Annotated in this window: 13 protein-coding genes; 8 read left to right on the forward strand and 5 right to left on the reverse strand. The window is 68.1% G+C overall.

Annotation, left to right across the window (positions count from 1 at the left end):
* Position 1 precedes the first annotated feature (1 nt).
* From AGI3411_RS25265 to AGI3411_RS25300, 8 genes are all read left to right on the forward strand, one after another.
* Positions 2 to 970 (forward strand): ABC transporter permease, encoded by a 969-nt coding sequence (locus AGI3411_RS25265; protein ID WP_129530070.1) that lies wholly within the window; start codon positions 2 to 4, stop codon positions 968 to 970.
* Positions 967 to 1,869, forward strand: coding sequence for an ABC transporter permease (locus AGI3411_RS25270; RefSeq protein ID WP_129530071.1), 903 nt, complete (start codon positions 967 to 969; stop codon positions 1,867 to 1,869). The genes AGI3411_RS25265 and AGI3411_RS25270 overlap by 4 nt, the downstream gene beginning before the upstream one ends.
* Positions 1,866 to 2,867 carry an ABC transporter ATP-binding protein gene (locus AGI3411_RS25275; protein WP_425265377.1) on the forward strand — a complete coding sequence of 334 codons (1,002 nt, stop codon included), beginning with the start codon at positions 1,866 to 1,868 and terminating at the stop codon, positions 2,865 to 2,867. Before AGI3411_RS25270 ends, AGI3411_RS25275 begins: the two co-directional genes overlap by 4 nt.
* Positions 2,864 to 3,886 carry an ABC transporter ATP-binding protein gene (locus AGI3411_RS25280; RefSeq protein WP_129530072.1) on the forward strand — a complete coding sequence of 341 codons (1,023 nt, stop codon included), beginning with the start codon at positions 2,864 to 2,866 and terminating at the stop codon, positions 3,884 to 3,886. Before AGI3411_RS25275 ends, AGI3411_RS25280 begins: the two co-directional genes overlap by 4 nt.
* A 26-nt stretch (positions 3,887 to 3,912) precedes the next feature.
* Positions 3,913 to 5,562, forward strand: a complete 1,650-nt coding sequence (locus AGI3411_RS25285; protein ID WP_129530073.1) for an amidohydrolase — start codon at positions 3,913 to 3,915, stop codon at positions 5,560 to 5,562.
* A 1-nt stretch (position 5,563) separates the two neighbouring features.
* Positions 5,564 to 6,532 carry a CobW family GTP-binding protein gene (locus AGI3411_RS25290; RefSeq protein ID WP_129530074.1) on the forward strand — a complete coding sequence of 323 codons (969 nt, stop codon included), beginning with the start codon at positions 5,564 to 5,566 and terminating at the stop codon, positions 6,530 to 6,532.
* A 136-nt stretch (positions 6,533 to 6,668) separates the two neighbouring features.
* Positions 6,669 to 7,061: a nuclear transport factor 2 family protein gene (locus tag AGI3411_RS25295; RefSeq protein ID WP_129530075.1), complete on the forward strand. Its 393-nt coding sequence runs from the start codon at positions 6,669 to 6,671 to the stop codon at positions 7,059 to 7,061.
* 46 nt (positions 7,062 to 7,107) lie between these two features.
* Complete coding sequence (locus tag AGI3411_RS25300) at positions 7,108 to 8,511, forward strand: NAD(P)/FAD-dependent oxidoreductase (RefSeq protein WP_208748170.1); 1,404 nt, start codon at positions 7,108 to 7,110, stop codon at positions 8,509 to 8,511.
* On the opposite strand, the gene pdxR is transcribed toward AGI3411_RS25300, so the two are convergent.
* The 5 genes from pdxR to folE all read right to left on the reverse strand — a co-directional run bounded on the left by pdxR (position 8,491) and on the right by folE (position 14,078).
* Positions 8,491 to 10,071, reverse strand: coding sequence for a MocR-like pyridoxine biosynthesis transcription factor PdxR (pdxR, locus tag AGI3411_RS25305; protein ID WP_129530077.1), 1,581 nt, complete (start codon positions 10,069 to 10,071; stop codon positions 8,491 to 8,493). The genes AGI3411_RS25300 and pdxR overlap by 21 nt on opposite strands.
* Before the next feature lie 128 nt (positions 10,072 to 10,199).
* Entirely contained in the window at positions 10,200 to 11,027 is an 828-nt protein-coding gene (locus AGI3411_RS25310) for an ABC transporter permease subunit (RefSeq protein ID WP_129530078.1), read from the reverse strand.
* On the reverse strand, positions 11,020 to 11,859 hold the full coding sequence (locus AGI3411_RS25315) for a taurine ABC transporter ATP-binding protein (protein ID WP_129530079.1): 840 nt from the start codon (positions 11,857 to 11,859) through the stop codon (positions 11,020 to 11,022). The genes AGI3411_RS25310 and AGI3411_RS25315 overlap by 8 nt, the downstream gene beginning before the upstream one ends.
* Before the next feature lie 89 nt (positions 11,860 to 11,948).
* Positions 11,949 to 12,977: a taurine ABC transporter substrate-binding protein gene (gene tauA / locus AGI3411_RS25320; RefSeq protein WP_129530080.1), complete on the reverse strand. Its 1,029-nt coding sequence runs from the start codon at positions 12,975 to 12,977 to the stop codon at positions 11,949 to 11,951.
* A 555-nt stretch (positions 12,978 to 13,532) separates the two neighbouring features.
* Positions 13,533 to 14,078 carry a GTP cyclohydrolase I FolE gene (gene folE / locus AGI3411_RS25325; protein WP_208748171.1) on the reverse strand — a complete coding sequence of 182 codons (546 nt, stop codon included), beginning with the start codon at positions 14,076 to 14,078 and terminating at the stop codon, positions 13,533 to 13,535.
* Between the last annotated feature and the right edge of the window lie 396 nt (positions 14,079 to 14,474).

Below are 14,474 nucleotides of genomic sequence, written 5' to 3' on the forward strand. Positions count from 1 at the left end.
CATGACGCGCTATCTCTTGCGCCGCCTGGCCTATGCGCTGGTGCTGCTGCTGGCCGTGGTGACGCTGAATTTCCTGCTGATCCACATCTCGCCGGGGGATCCGGTCGAGACGATCGCCGGGTCGATGGGCGGCATTAGCGAAGAGCTGCGCGCACAGCTGCGCACGCAGTACGGGCTGGACAAGCCCTTCCTGGTGCAACTGGGCTTGTACCTGTCACAGGTGCTGCGCGGCGACCTGGGCTATTCCTACTTTTTCAACGTATCGGTGGCCCAGCTGATCTGGGAGCGCGTGCCGGCCACGCTGCTGCTGGTGGTGACCTCGGTGCTGGGCGCGTTCCTGGTGGGCACGCTGCTGGGCACGCTGGCCGCGCGCAGGCCCAACGGGCCGCTGTCGCAGGGCATCACGCTGCTGTCCGTCGTGGGCTATTCGGCGCCGGTGTTCTGGACCGGCATCATCCTGATCCTGCTGTTCGCCTCGGTGCTGCCGATTTTTCCGGTCTCCGACATGCGTTCGGCCGGCGGCCCGGAAGACGGGTGGGCAGGGGTGCTGGACGTGCTGCACCACCTGGTCCTGCCGGCCTTCACGCTGGCCTTCGTGTACCTGGCGCAGTACAGCCGGCTGGCGCGCGCCAGCGTCATGGAGGCCCTGTCCGCCGATTACATCCGCACCGCCCGTGCCAAGGGCCTGCCGGAGCGTTCGGTCCTGTACAAGCACGCGCTGCGCAACGGCGTGCTGCCGGTGGTGACCATGCTGGGCCTGCAGTTCGGCAATGTGCTGGCGGGCGCCATCCTGGTCGAAACGGTTTTCAACTGGCCCGGGCTGGGACGCCTGGCATTCGACTCCGTGCTCAGGCGCGACTACCCCACGCTGCTGGGGATTCTGCTGTTCGCATCGCTGCTCGTGGTGGTGATGAACCAGCTCACCGATCTGGCCTACCGCCTGATCGATCCCAGGATCAAGACGACATGAGCCAAGTTCCTTCCGCCGTTCCCATTGCCGCCCCGACAGGCGCGGCGGCCCGGCCGCTGGCGCGGCAATCCTACGAGGCCCTGCGGGTGTTCGTGCGCAATCCCTCCGCGGTGGCCGGCGTGTTGCTGCTGGCGGCCATCCTGGCGGTGACGATTTTCGGGCCCATGCTGATGAATGCGGATCCGTTCGAGATCGCCGGCGCGCCGATGAGCCCGCCGGGGGAGGACGCGCTATTGGGCACGGACTACCTGGGGCGCGACGTGCTGACCGGCATGGTCTATGGCGGCCGGGCCACTTTGCTGGTCGGCGTGGTGGCCGCCGTGCTGTCCATGGCCATCGGCCTGACGGTCGGGGCGCTGGCGGGCTACTACGGGGGATGGGTCGACGAAACGCTGATGCGCATCACCGAGTTTTTCCAGGTGTTGCCTACGTTGTTGTTCGCCATGGTGCTGGTGACGCTGTTCTCTCCTTCGCTTGCGACCATCGCGGTTGCGATCGGCGTGGTCAGCTGGACCGGAACGGCGCGGCTGGCGCGCGGCGAATTCCTACGGCTGAAACGGCGCGAGTACGTGCTGGCGGAACGGGTGATCGGCGCGGGGGATGCGCGCATCATCTGGCGGGTGATCCTGCCCAATGCGCTGGCGCCGCTGATCGTGTCGGCCACGCTGGCCATCGGCATGGCGATCCTGTTCGAGGCCGGCCTGTCGTTCCTGGGGCTGGGCGATCCGAACATCATGAGCTGGGGGCTCATGATCGGCAGCAACCGGCCCTACATCCTGACGGCCTGGTGGGCCGTTACCTTGCCGGGGGCAGCCATTTTCGTGACGGTGCTGGCGGTCAGCCTGATCGGCGACGGCCTGAACGACGCGCTCAATCCCAACTCGCGGGGGCGCTCATGAACGCCATGGACCACGTTCCCGTCCTCGAAGTGGACCGTCTGAGCCTGGAATTCCGCGTGCGCGGGCGCGTGGCCGAGGTGCTGAGCGCGGTGAGCTTCGACCTGCGCCCGGGCGAGACGCTCTGTCTGGTGGGCGAGTCCGGTTGCGGCAAGAGCATGACGGCGCTGGCCATCATGCGCCTGATTCCGCCGCTGGGCCACATCGGCGCCGGCAGCGTGCGCCTGCGCGGCGACAACTTGGCCGACCATGACGAAGAGGCGATGCGGCAGGTGCGGGGCAACAAGATTTCCATGATCTTCCAGGAGCCCATGACCGCGCTGAACCCGGTGTACACGGTGGGCGACCAGATCGCGGAACCGCTGCGGCTGCACCAGGGCATGGGCAAGGCTCAGGCGCGCGCACGCGCCATCGACATGCTGAAGTCGGTCGGAATTCCCTTGCCGGAGCGGCGCGTGGACGACTATCCGCACCAGATGTCCGGCGGCATGCGGCAGCGGGTGATGATCGCCATCGCGCTGGCCTGCGACCCGGATGTCCTGATCGCCGACGAGCCGACCACCGCGCTGGACGTGACGGTGCAGGCGCAGATTTTCGATCTGCTGCGCGAGCAGCAGGCGCGGCGCGGCACCGCCGTGCTGCTGATTACGCACGACATGGGCGCGGTGTCCGAGATGGCCGACCGCGTCGTGGTGATGTATGGCGGGCGGGTGGTGGAGCAGGGCGGCGTCCGCGAGATCCTGGCGCATCCGAGCCACCCCTATACCCGCGGGCTGATCGCCTGCCTGCCCGAACTGGACCGCGAACCCACCGACATCCGTCCGGACCTGCCGGAGATTCCCGGCGTGGTGCCGTCGGTGTGGGAGCGCGGCTCGGGCTGTCCGTTCCTGGAACGCTGCGGCCAGGCGATGCCCCGCTGCCGGGACACCTTTCCGCCGCTGACGCGCGTCGGCGGCACGCAGGAAGTGGCCTGCTGGCTGTATCCGGAGGCCAAGCCATGACACAGCCGAATGCCCCCGCCTTACTGTCGGTGCGGGATCTTGCCGTGCATTTCCCTATCGGCGGCCGCGGCCGCGATGGCAAGCCGATAGTCGTCAAGGCCGTGGACGGCGTGTCTTTCGAACTGGCGCGCGGACGCACCCTGGCGATCGTGGGCGAGTCCGGATCGGGCAAGACCACGACGGCGCTTTCGGTGCTGCGCCTGGCCGACCCGACCTCGGGCTCCATCCATTTCGACGGCACCGACCTGACCGCCTTGCGCGGCGCCGACCTGCGCCGCATGCGGCGGCGCCTGCAGCTCGTGTTCCAGGATCCGTATTCGTCGCTCAATCCGCGCCAGCGGGCGGGTGACATCGTGCGTTCGCCGCTGGACCTGATGGGCATCGACCCGCCCGGCGGCCGCGAAGCGCGCGTGGCCCGGATGTTCGAGCTGGTCGGATTGCGCCCGGAGCAGCGCCAGCTGTTTCCGCACCAGTTCTCGGGCGGGCAGCGGCAGCGCCTGAACGTGGCGCGCGCGCTGGCCAGCGCGCCCGATCTGATCGTGTGCGACGAGCCGGTCTCCGCGCTGGACATCGCGATCCGGGCGCAGATCCTGAACCTGCTGCGGCGGATCCAGCGCGAGCAGGGGCAGTCCTTCCTTTTCATTTCCCACGACATGGCGGTGGTCGAGCACATCTGCGACGACATCGCCGTCATGTACCTGGGCAAGATCATCGAGCAGACCTCGCGGCAAGCATTCTTCTCGCGTCCACTGCATCCCTATAGCGTGGCCCTGATGTCGGCGGTGCCGACGGTCAAGGGCGGGCGCGAGCTCGCCGCGCGGCGGGTGCGGCTGGCGGGGGATCCGCCCAGCCCGGTGGACCCGCCGCCCGGCTGCCGCTTCGCGGGGCGCTGTCCGGCCGCGCAGCCGCTGTGCGCAACGAGCGAGCCGGCGCTGCGGGAAGTCGCCCCGGGCCACCGCGTGGCCTGCCATTTCGTTGAATCCCGCAACGGCGTCCTCGAGTCGCCGCTGCGGGGCTGAACCCAGGAAGTCCAGAGGAGAGCCAGATGACCGAGTCCGCCACGACCATCTATGCCGCGCGCAGTATCCTGACCATGAACCCGGCCCAGCCGCGGGCCACGCACGTCGCCGTGCGCGACGGCCGCATCCTGGGCGTGGGCAGCAAGGAATCGCTCGCCGGGTGGGGCCCCGCGGAGATCGACGGCCGTTACGCGGACAAGGTGCTCATGCCGGGCCTGGTGGAAGGGCACTGCCATTTGCCCGAGGGCGGCATGTGGAAGTTCGTGTATGTCGGCTTCTACGATCGGCGCGGACCCGACGGCCGGCTCTGGGAGGGCTTGAAGCGCCTCGATGCCGTCGCCGCGAGGTTGAGCGAGGCCGAGCGCGACTTGGCGCCGGATGCGACGCTGATCGGCTGGGGCTTCGACCCGATCTTCTTCGAGGGGCGAAGGATGGACGTCCGGGACCTGGACGCGGTGTCGCCGCGGCGGCCGGTCGTGGTCATGCACGCCAGCATGCACCTGATGAACGTCAATACGCCGATGCTGGCCAAGGCCGGCATCGACCGCGACACGGACATCGAGGGCGTGACCCGGATGGAGAACGGGCAGCCCAGCGGCGAGCTCTGCGAGTTCGCGGCGATGTTCCCGGTCATGCGGCTGATCGGCAGTCCATTCCGCACGGTGGGCGTGTCCGAAGACGGCCTGCGCATGTTCGGGAAGGTCGCGCAATGGGCCGGGGTTACCACTGCCACGGACCTGGTCAACGAACTTGGCGACGAGGGGCTGGCAACGCTGGCCCGCGTCACCGCCGAACCCGATTATCCCGTGCGCATCGTGCCGGCCGCCTCGGCCTTGACGTATGCCGGCGATCCGGCGCGCTGCCTGGCGAAACTGGAGGAGGCCCGGCGGCTGAACCACGGCAAACTGCATTTCGGCATGGTCAAGCTGGTGGTGGACGGATCGATCCAGGGCTTTACGGCCAGGGTGCGCTGGCCGGGCTATTACAACGGCGCGCCCAATGGCATCTGGGTCATCGCGCCGGCCGAACTGGATACGCTGGTGCAGGCCTACCACGACGCGGGGGTGCAGATGCACATCCACACCAACGGTGACGAGGCCACGCAGCTGGCGATCGAGGCGGTGGACCGGGCCTTGCGCCGTAGTCCGCGGCGCGATCACCGCCACACGCTGCAGCATTGCCAGATGGCCGACGCGGCGCAGTTCCGGCGCATGGCCAGCCTGGGCATGTGCGCCAATCTTTTCGCCAACCACATCTTCTACTGGGGCGACGCGCACCATGCGCTGACCATGGGGCCGGACCGGGCCAACCGGATGGACGCCTGCGCCACGGCCGCGCGCGCCGGCGTGCCGTTCTCGATCCACTCGGATGCGCCGATCACGCCTCTGGGCCCGCTGTTCACCGCGTGGTGCGCGGTGAACCGGCAAACCTCGTCCGGCAGAGTGCTGGGAGAGTCCGAGCGGATCGGCGTGGACGCCGCGCTGCATGCGGTAACGCTGGGCGCGGCCTATACGCTGCATCTGGACCACATGGTGGGCTCGATCGAAGTCGGCAAGCACGCGGACTTCTGCGTGCTGGAGGACGATCCGCTGACCGTGCCGGCCGACAAACTGAAAGACGTTCCGGTGGCGGGCACGGTGATCGGCGGCAGGCCGCTGGCGTTGCGGGAGGGCTGACATGACGCCGCAAGGCGGGGCGCCGGCGCGCATCGCGCTGACGGTGGTGGGAGGCTTCCTGGGCGCCGGCAAGACGACGCTCCTCAATCACGTGCTGGCCACGAGCTGCCGCCGCGCGGCGGTGCTGGTGAATGACTTCGGCCCGGTCGACATCGACGCGGGGCTGATCGCGGATCGCGCGGACGAGGTGATCCGGCTGGCCAACGGCTGTGTCTGCTGTTCGATGGCGGGCGGGCTGGACGATGCGCTGGCGCGCGTGCTGGCGCTGGACCCGTTGCCCGAATGGATCGTGATCGAGGCCAGCGGCGTTTCGGATCCGGGCCGCATCGCCCAGGTCGGCATGTCCGATCCGCTGCTCCAGCTGGAGGGCGTGGTGGTCGTGGCCGACGCCGCGAACGTGCGTGCCGTGGCGGCGGATCCGCTGCTGGCCGATACGCTAGCGCGCCAGTTCCGGGCGGCCGATCTGCTGGTGCTGAACAAGACCGATCTGGTTCCGGGCGAGGAACGCGCGGCGCTGCGCGCCTGGCTCCATGGCGTGACCGAAGGCGCGCCGCTGATCGAGGCGAGCGAAGGGCGCGTGGACCTGCGTTACCTGATGGGGGAAACCGCCGCCGGGCATCCTGCGCATCACGATTGCCATGCGGCGGATTGCAGCCATCCCGCGCACCACGCCCAGGAACCGGACCATCCGTTCGAGAGCTGGCTGTGGCGGGCGCCGGATCTGCTCGACGCCGACAGGCTGGCCGAGCGGCTCAGGCAGATGCCGCGGCAACTGCTGCGCGCGAAGGGCTGGGTGCGCACGGACCGGCACGGTCTCGTGCTGGTGCAACTGGCCGGGCGCCGGGTGCGCTATGACACGCGGGCCAGGCCGCCTGTCGGCCTGGACGAGCCCGCGCTGGTGCTGATCGGCCTGCGCGGCGAAGTCGATCCGGGCGCGGTGGCGGCATGGCTCGCGCCCGCCGAGGCGTAGCGGCGCCGCGCGCATCGAATGCGCGTTCTGGTGCAAGCGATTTCCCGTTTCTGGTTCTAGACCCCCCCCGGCGGCTCACTTACCTTGGACCCTGAACGCTGGCGCATTTCGCGCAGGCTTCTACCGGAGGTAGGCAATGCACAAGACCGTCACCGCGGACACGTTGGCCGAATTCGCGGCGGCCTGGAACCGCCACGACATCGATGCCCTGATGTCCTTCATGAGCGACGACTGCGTATTCGAAACCGTGGGCGGGCCCGAGCAATGGGGCACGCGGCACACCGGGCGCGACGCGGTGCGCGCGGCGTTTGCCGCGGCCTGGGCTTCCTTTCCCGACGCGCAGTGGCGCAACGGAAAGCACTGGGTTGCCGGAGACCGGGGCGTGTCGGAGTCCACGTTCACCGGCACCGCGGCGGACGGTTCCAGGGTCGAGGCGGACATGGTGGATGTCTTCACGTTCCACGACGGCAAGATCCGCGTGAAGAACGCATTCCGCAAACAGCGGCCGGCCTTGCCGGCGCGATCCTGACGCCCGCTACGCACTCAGCAACCGGAACCGCAGCATGGATACCCAAATGTCCTTCCAACCTGAAGGCCCGGCCCACGCGGGCGGGGCGGCAATCAGCGCATACAACCCGGCCTACGATCCACTGGTGTCGCCGCCCGGCCGAGGGCAGGACTACGCGCCCACGTACTGGGTCGCGACCGCGGGCGCCCCGCCTGAGGACGACGGCCCCGTCGACGGCGATTTCGACGCCGACGTCGTGATCGTCGGCTCCGGCTTCACCGGGCTGTCCGCCGCCCTGACCCTGGCGCGGGACTTCGGCGTGAAGGCGGTGGTGCTGGAGGCCAATCGCGTGGTCTGGGGCTGCACCAGCCGCAACGGCGGGCAGGGGCAGAACGCTTCGGGGCGCCTGTACCGTTCGCAATGGATCGAACGCTGGGGCCTGGACACGGCCAAGCGCCTGGACGCGGAGATCCGCGAAGGTTTCGAGTACTGGAAAAGCCTGGTCGCGCAGGTGGACTGCGACGCGCAGCCGGGCGGGCACCTGTATACGGCGCATCGCCAGAAGAAGATGGCGTTCCTGGAGAACGAGGCGCGCGTGATGCGCGAGATCTTCGGCTACGACACGAAAATGCTCAGCAAGGAGGAATTGCGCGAGCGCTATGTGAACGACCGCGAGGCGGTGGGCGCAATGCATGAAGCCGAAGGCGTGGGCGTGCATCCGCTGAAGCTCGCCTACGGCTACCTGAGGCAGGCGCGGGCGCTGGGCGTGCGGGTCCATCCGGGCAGTCCCGTGGTGGGCTGGCGCGCCGAGAACGGCAGGGTGCGGCTCGAAACGCCGGGAGGCGTGGTGCGCGCGCGCCGCGTCGCATTCGCGACCGGCGGCTATACCGCGCAGGGTGTCAACCGCCTGCTGGACAGCCGGATCATGCCGGTGCTGTCGAATTCGCTGGTGACGCGCGTGCTATCGCCCGAGGAGCGCGAGGCGGCCGGTTTGAAGAGCACGGTCTTCATTACCGATACGCGGACCCTGCGTTTCTATTACCGGCTGCTGCCGGACGGGCGCATGCAGATCGGCAGCCGCAGCGCGCTGCGCGGGGCCGACGCGGAGCATCCCCGCCACCTGGCCCTGCTGCGCGACGGGCTGGCGCGCAAGTTCCCCGCGCTGAAAGGGGTGGAGGTGGCGTATTCCTGGTGGGGCTGGGTGGACGTCAGCCACGACATGATGCCGCGCGTGACGCAGCCCGATCCGGCGCAGCCCGTGTATTACGCGTTCGGCTATGGCGGCAATGGCGTGGCGTTCTCGGCCCACGCCGGTCGGCGGCTGGCGCAGCGGATGATGGGCAAGGACGGCGTGGCCTGGAACCTTCCCATCTACGATTCCCCTCTGCCCGGGCACCCGTTCGCCCCGTTCCGCAGGCTGGGCCAGGGCCTGCTGTACCGCTGGTACTACCTACGAGACGAACTGCTCTAGGGCGTTGATGTCCGGGCCCTCCGTGGCGGGCCTGCCATCGGCGCGGGCGCGGTAGCGGCCGACGACATTGGCCAGCCTGACGATGCCCGGCTCGATATGTTCGGGGCGGATCGACGTGAAGCCCACGCGCAGGAAGTTGCGGGGCGCGTCGGCGCCGTTCATGAAGAAGACGTCGCCCGGTTCCACGACCACGCCCTCGGCCAGGGCCGCCTCGGACAGCTCGACGGCATCGAGCCAGGGCGGGCCCTGCAGCCAGCATGAAGACGACCCCGTGATGGGGATCGCCTTGAAGTCGGGCAGATGCTGCGCCAGCGCGCGCGACAGTTCGTTGCCGCGCTTCTGGTAGGCCTGGGATTGCCGGCGCAGCAAGGCGTGGTGGTGGCCCAGCGAAATGAAAAGCGAAAACGCGCGCTGGATGTAGGCCGACGGGTGGCGCAGCATGAGCCGGCGCAGCGCGCGCAGTTCGCTGGTCAGTTCGCGCGGGGCCACGATGTAACCGATGCGCAGGCCGGGCGCGAAGGACTTGGCCAGGCTGCCGACGTAGATGACGCGGCCGTCGCGGTCCAGGCTCTTGAGCGCGGGGATGGCGCCTTCGCCCCAGCGGCTTTCGCTTTCGAAGTCATCCTCGATGATCATGCTGTCGGCCTGGCGCGCCAGCGCCAGCAGGCTTTGGCGCCGTTCCATCGAGAGCGTGACCGTCGTAGGGCACTGGTGGCCGGGGGTGACGAAGAGATAATCGCAGCCCAGCAGGTGCGTGCCGGTGCAGAGGCCCTGTTCGTCCACCGGCATGGGCAGCAGGTTGCGCGTGTGGCTGGCGAAGATGTTGCGGGCGTCGGGGTAGCCGGGGTCTTCCATGCCGACCACCGTGTCGTCGTTGACCAGCAGGTCGGCGAGCAGATAGAGCGCATGCTGCGCGCCCACCGTGATGACGATTTCCTCGGCGTCCGCCCACACTCCGCGGCGCGGCAGGACCTGCGTGCGGATCTGCTCGATCAGCGCCGGATCGTCGTGGGTGATGAGGTCGGGCGCCCAGCTGCGGATGTCCAGGACCGACAGCGCCTTGATGCAGCATTCACGCCATTCCGCGGTGGGGAATAGGTCCTGGTCGAACTGCGCGTAGACAAAGGGGTAGGGCTGCTTCTGCCAGTCGCGCGGCTTGGTGATGTTGCGCTGCCGGGATGGCCGGAAGCGCAGCCGTTCGTCCCAGCGCACCGCGGGCGCGCTATCGCCGGCCGGCTGGACGGCGGCGTCGGCGGCCGGGGCGGAATGCCCCTGCATGACCGTATCGCTGACGAAGTGGCCGCTGCGCTCGCGCGACACCAGGTAGCCTTCGCTGACCAGTTGCTGGTACGCGAAGACGACCGTGTTGCGCGCGATGCGCAGTTGGTCGGCGAGGTGCCGGCTGGACGGCACCGGCGTGCCGGGCGGCAGGTGGCCGCTCAGGATGGCGGACACCAGCATCTGCCGCACGCATCCCTGCAGGCTGAGGTTGGGCGCGCTTTCCCGTTCGAACAGGCGTTCCCACAACACAGGCTTGAGCATCGAGGCCTGGCTGGACATGAAGACTCCCCCTTGTGAAGGCCGCGTAGGCCAAGGCGACGCGTAGCGCGCCGCCTTGGCCGTGGGGACCATTACTCAGAATAGAGGAGCCGGATGGGGGAAGGAATGAGGGATTGCCCTGCTCGCCATCAGACCCGTCCCTTCCAGGGAATCACGAACTTTTCCAGGTGGCGCACCAGCAGGTCGAAGGCGAAGGCAAACACGCCGATCACGATGATGCCCATGATGACCGTGTCGCTGGCCAGGAACTGGGCGGCGTTGAGCACCATAAAGCCCAGGCCTCGGTCGGCGGCCACCATTTCCGCCGCGACCAGCGTGGTCCAGCCCACCCCGATGCCGATGCGCATGCCGGTGAAGATTTCCGGCATGGCGGCCTTCAGGATGACGTGCCAGACGATCTGCACGCGCGAGCCGCCCATGGCGTAGGCCGCATGGATCTGCTCGATGGAGACCGAGCGCACGCCGGCGCGCGCGGCGATCGCCATGGGGGCGAAGATCGCCAAGTAGATCAGGAGGATCTTGGGAAACTCGCCGATGCCGAACCAGATGATGATGAGCGGCAGGTAGGCCAGTGGCGGCAGCGGGCGGTAGAACTCGATGGGCGGGTCGAAGATGCCCCGCGCATAGCGGTTCACGCCCATCAGGATGCCGACGGGTATGGCGGTCAGGCAGGCCAGGAAAAAGGCGCCGAAGACCCGCGACAAGCTGGCCATCGCGTGTTCGGTCAGGGTGGAATTGGCCACGCCCTCTGTCATGGCGAAGACGAACTTGTCGTAGACGGCCAATGGCGAGGGCAGGAACAGCGGCCGCACCCAACCGGCGCCGGTGACCAGGAACCACAGCGCGATCAGCGCCAGGCTGGTGATCAGGCTGATGTGCCCGCTGTAGCCCGCGCCCGGCGCACCGTACACCATGCCTGGCGTAGCGGGCTTGTGCCCGGAGCGGCTCTTAGACATGGACGCCTTGGGGAGAGGCGGAGGCGCGCTCGTCGCCATAGATGATGCCGAGGACTTGTTCCCGCATGTCGATGAAGTCGGGACTGGATTTGATGCTGCGGCCATCTCGGGTCTCCAGGTAACGCCGGTTGAAATCGGGCGTGAAGGTGTGTGTGATGCGGCCCGGGCGGGGCGACATGACAATCAGGCGCGATCCCAGGAACAGCGCCTCTTCCACGCTGTGCGTGATGAAGAAGAACATCTTGTTGGTCTGCCGCCAGATGTCCAGCAGCAGTTCCTGGATGGTTTCGCGGGTGAGCGCGTCGAGCGCCGCCATGGGCTCGTCCATCAGCAGCATGGCGGGGTCGCAGGTCAGCGCGCGCGCGATGCCCACGCGCTGCTGCATGCCGCCGGACAGCTGGTAGATCATGTGGCGGTGGAAGTCCTGCAGGCCCACCAGCTCCAGGTTGCGGCGGGCGCGGGCGCGGCGGGTTTCCTTGTCCACGCCTTGCAGCATCAGGCCGAACTCCGTGTTTTCCAGCACATTCAGCCAGGGCAGCAGGGCATGCTTCTGGAATACCACGCCGCGGTCGGCGCCCGGGCCCACGATGGGCTTGCCGCCCAGGGTGATCTCGCCTTCGGTCGGCGACAGGAACCCGGCCAGCAGGCTGAGCAGGGTGGTCTTGCCGCAGCCGGAGGCGCCCAGCGCGACGACAAATTCGCCCGGCTGGATGGTCAGGTTTACGTTCTGCAAGGCGATCACCGGGCCGCTGTCGTGCAGGCCGGGATAGGTGACGCTGACTTTCTCCGCGCACAGGCGCTGCGCGGCGGATGCGGATTGCTGCGTGGTCATGCCGGATCCCCTGGATTGGGGCGGCGCCCGCGGGCGCCGCCGTGGCGCGAGGCTGGCGGCGCGGGAAGCCCGCCAGCCTCGCGCGCCGCTTACTTTGCCGCCGCCTTGGCGTACTTGTCCGTGACGTGGGGGCTGTAGTCGCCCAAGGCGCGGTCGATCTGCTTCTGGTTCTTGAGGAAGTTGGCGCTGGCCGCGAAGGCGCGCGCGGCGCCCGATTCCTTGCCGCCGCCCAGCCACTCGTTGGAGGCCTGTTCCTGCACGGTGGGGTAGACCAGCAGCTTCAGCGCCTCGACCATGTCTTCGGGCTTGCCGCCGATCAGCTTGACCATGCCCTTGACCTGCGGGGAGTCCACCGACCACTTGGCGCCGTTGGCGCGGTAGTCGGCGTAGGACTTGGCCAGCACGCCGGTGAACGCGGCCATGAACTTGGGATTCTTGGCGGCCCAGGCGCGGTCGACCACGATGCCGTCGAAGGTGGGCACGCTGGCCGCGCCGATTTGCTCGGAGTCGGCGATGATCTTGCCGGTCTTGGCGATTTCGGTCAGGGCGGGTGGCCAGACGTAGGCGGCGTCGATGTCTCCGCGCTGCCAGGCGGCGACGATCTGGGGCGGCTGCATGTTCAGGATGCGGACGTCGCGCGGGTTGATTTTCCAAACCTGCTCCAGCCCCACCAGCAAGTGGAAGTGGGAGGTGGACACAAAGGGGGTGGCGACGCGCTTGCCCTTCAGGTCGGCCGTGCCGTTGATGCCGGAACCGTTGCGCGCCACCAGGGCTTCGGACTTGCCGATGTTGTCGAGGATCCAGAAAAGCTCCATGTCCACGCCGCGCGTGGCCGCGGCCGTGATGCCGGTCGAGCCCAGCACGCCGACCGGCACGTTGCCCGAGGCCAGGGCGGTGGAAATATCGCCGCCGGAAGTGAACTGGCGCCAGTCCACCTTGTAGCCGGCTTCCTTGAGCGCGGCATCGAAACTGCCGTCCGCGATCGCGGACAGGAACGGGCCGACGATGAGCTGGTAGCCGACTACGAGCTTGGTCTGGGCGTACGCGGGAGCGGCCAGCAGCGCGGCGGCCAGGCCGGCCAGGGTGCAGCGGCGGATGAGGCGGTATATCGCGTTCATGGTGATCTCCGGGAAGGAACGGCCGCGCTCCGGCGCGACCGGCATGCTGATAGTCAGTTTGCCCGGATGAGACGAGAACGCTAGGTCCAGATGCCCGGATCAGTAGGAGCCAAGTGTGGGCCCCCACGCCGCGCCCGCTTTGCGGGCTAGCTGCCCCCCGAGGGGGCTGGCCCGCCTTGGGGCGGCCCGGCGGCGGGCCGGCTATTTTTGCCGAGGTCGTCGTTTTAGCCTCTGGTGCTGCGGTTGTTTGGTGCCATGAGGGGCTGCGCTGCCTAGGACAAGTGGATCTGAAAGCCATGAAGTAAGCGGATCAACCTGTTACCCATGTCCCCGTACTCCTGTTACCTATGTCCCCGGTCCGTACACTGGCCCGCCTTGGGACGGCCCGGTGGCCGGCCGGCTATTTTTGTGGAGAGTGTCGTTTTAGTCTTCGGTGCTGCGCTTGTTTGGTGCCATGAGGGGGCCTGTCTTGGACGAGCTTTGCAGCAAGGAAACAGGCCCGCCGGTTGTGCCGGGCGGGCCTGCTTATGCGCCAAAAGGGGGATGAGGATCGTGCTAGCGGATGAGGCTTAAAAATTCGGACCGAGTCGAGGGGTTGTCGTGGAATTCGCCCAGCATGACCGAGGTGACCATGGACGAATTCTGCTTTTCGACGCCGCGCATCATCATGCACATGTGCTGGGCTTCGATGACGACGGCCACGCCCGCGGCGCCGGTGACCGACTGGACCGCCTCGGCCACCTGGCGGCTGAGGTTTTCCTGGATCTGCAGGCGGCGCGCATACATTTCGACGATGCGGGCCACTTTGGACAGGCCCAGGACCTTGCCGTTGGGCAGGTAGGCCACGTGCGCCTTGCCGATGAAGGGCAACATGTGGTGCTCGCACAGCGAGTAGAGCTCGATGTTCTTGACCAGCACGATCTCGCGCGTGTCCGAGGTGAAGAGCGCGCCGTTGACGATTTCTTCGAGATTTTGCGCGTAGCCGCGGCACAGGTGCCGCATGGCTTTGGCCGCGCGGGCGGGCGTGTCGGCCAGGCCTTCGCGGGATGGATCCTCCCCCAATTGTTCGAGAATGGCGGTGTAGTGCTTTTCCAATGACATCGGGGGACTCCTGGGGTTGCGCGCCGGAGGCGGCAATTTGCTATTGCGTTGTGACGCAAGTCTACCGCAGGCGCTGCCGCCGGGCCGCGCCGCCGCCGGGCCGCCCCAAGGCGGCGCAGCCCCTTGGGGAGCAGCAAGCATACGAAGTATGGAAGTATGCGCAGCGTGGCGATCTCCGCAAGAAGGCCCGCGCCGCCGCCGGGCCGCCCCAAGGCGGCGCAGCCCCCTCGGGCGGGCAGCAAGCATACGAAGTATGCGCAGCGTGGCGATCTCCGCAAGAAGGCCCGCGCCGCCGCCGGGCCGCCCCAAGGCGGCGCAGTGTATGGACCGGGGACATGGGTAACAGGTGTACGAGGACATGGGTGACACTTTTCCGGGTTAGGTGCCCGGGAGAGT

The sequence above is a fragment of the Achromobacter agilis genome (assembly GCF_900496965.1).
GTDB lineage: Bacteria > Pseudomonadota > Gammaproteobacteria > Burkholderiales > Burkholderiaceae_B > Achromobacter > Achromobacter agilis.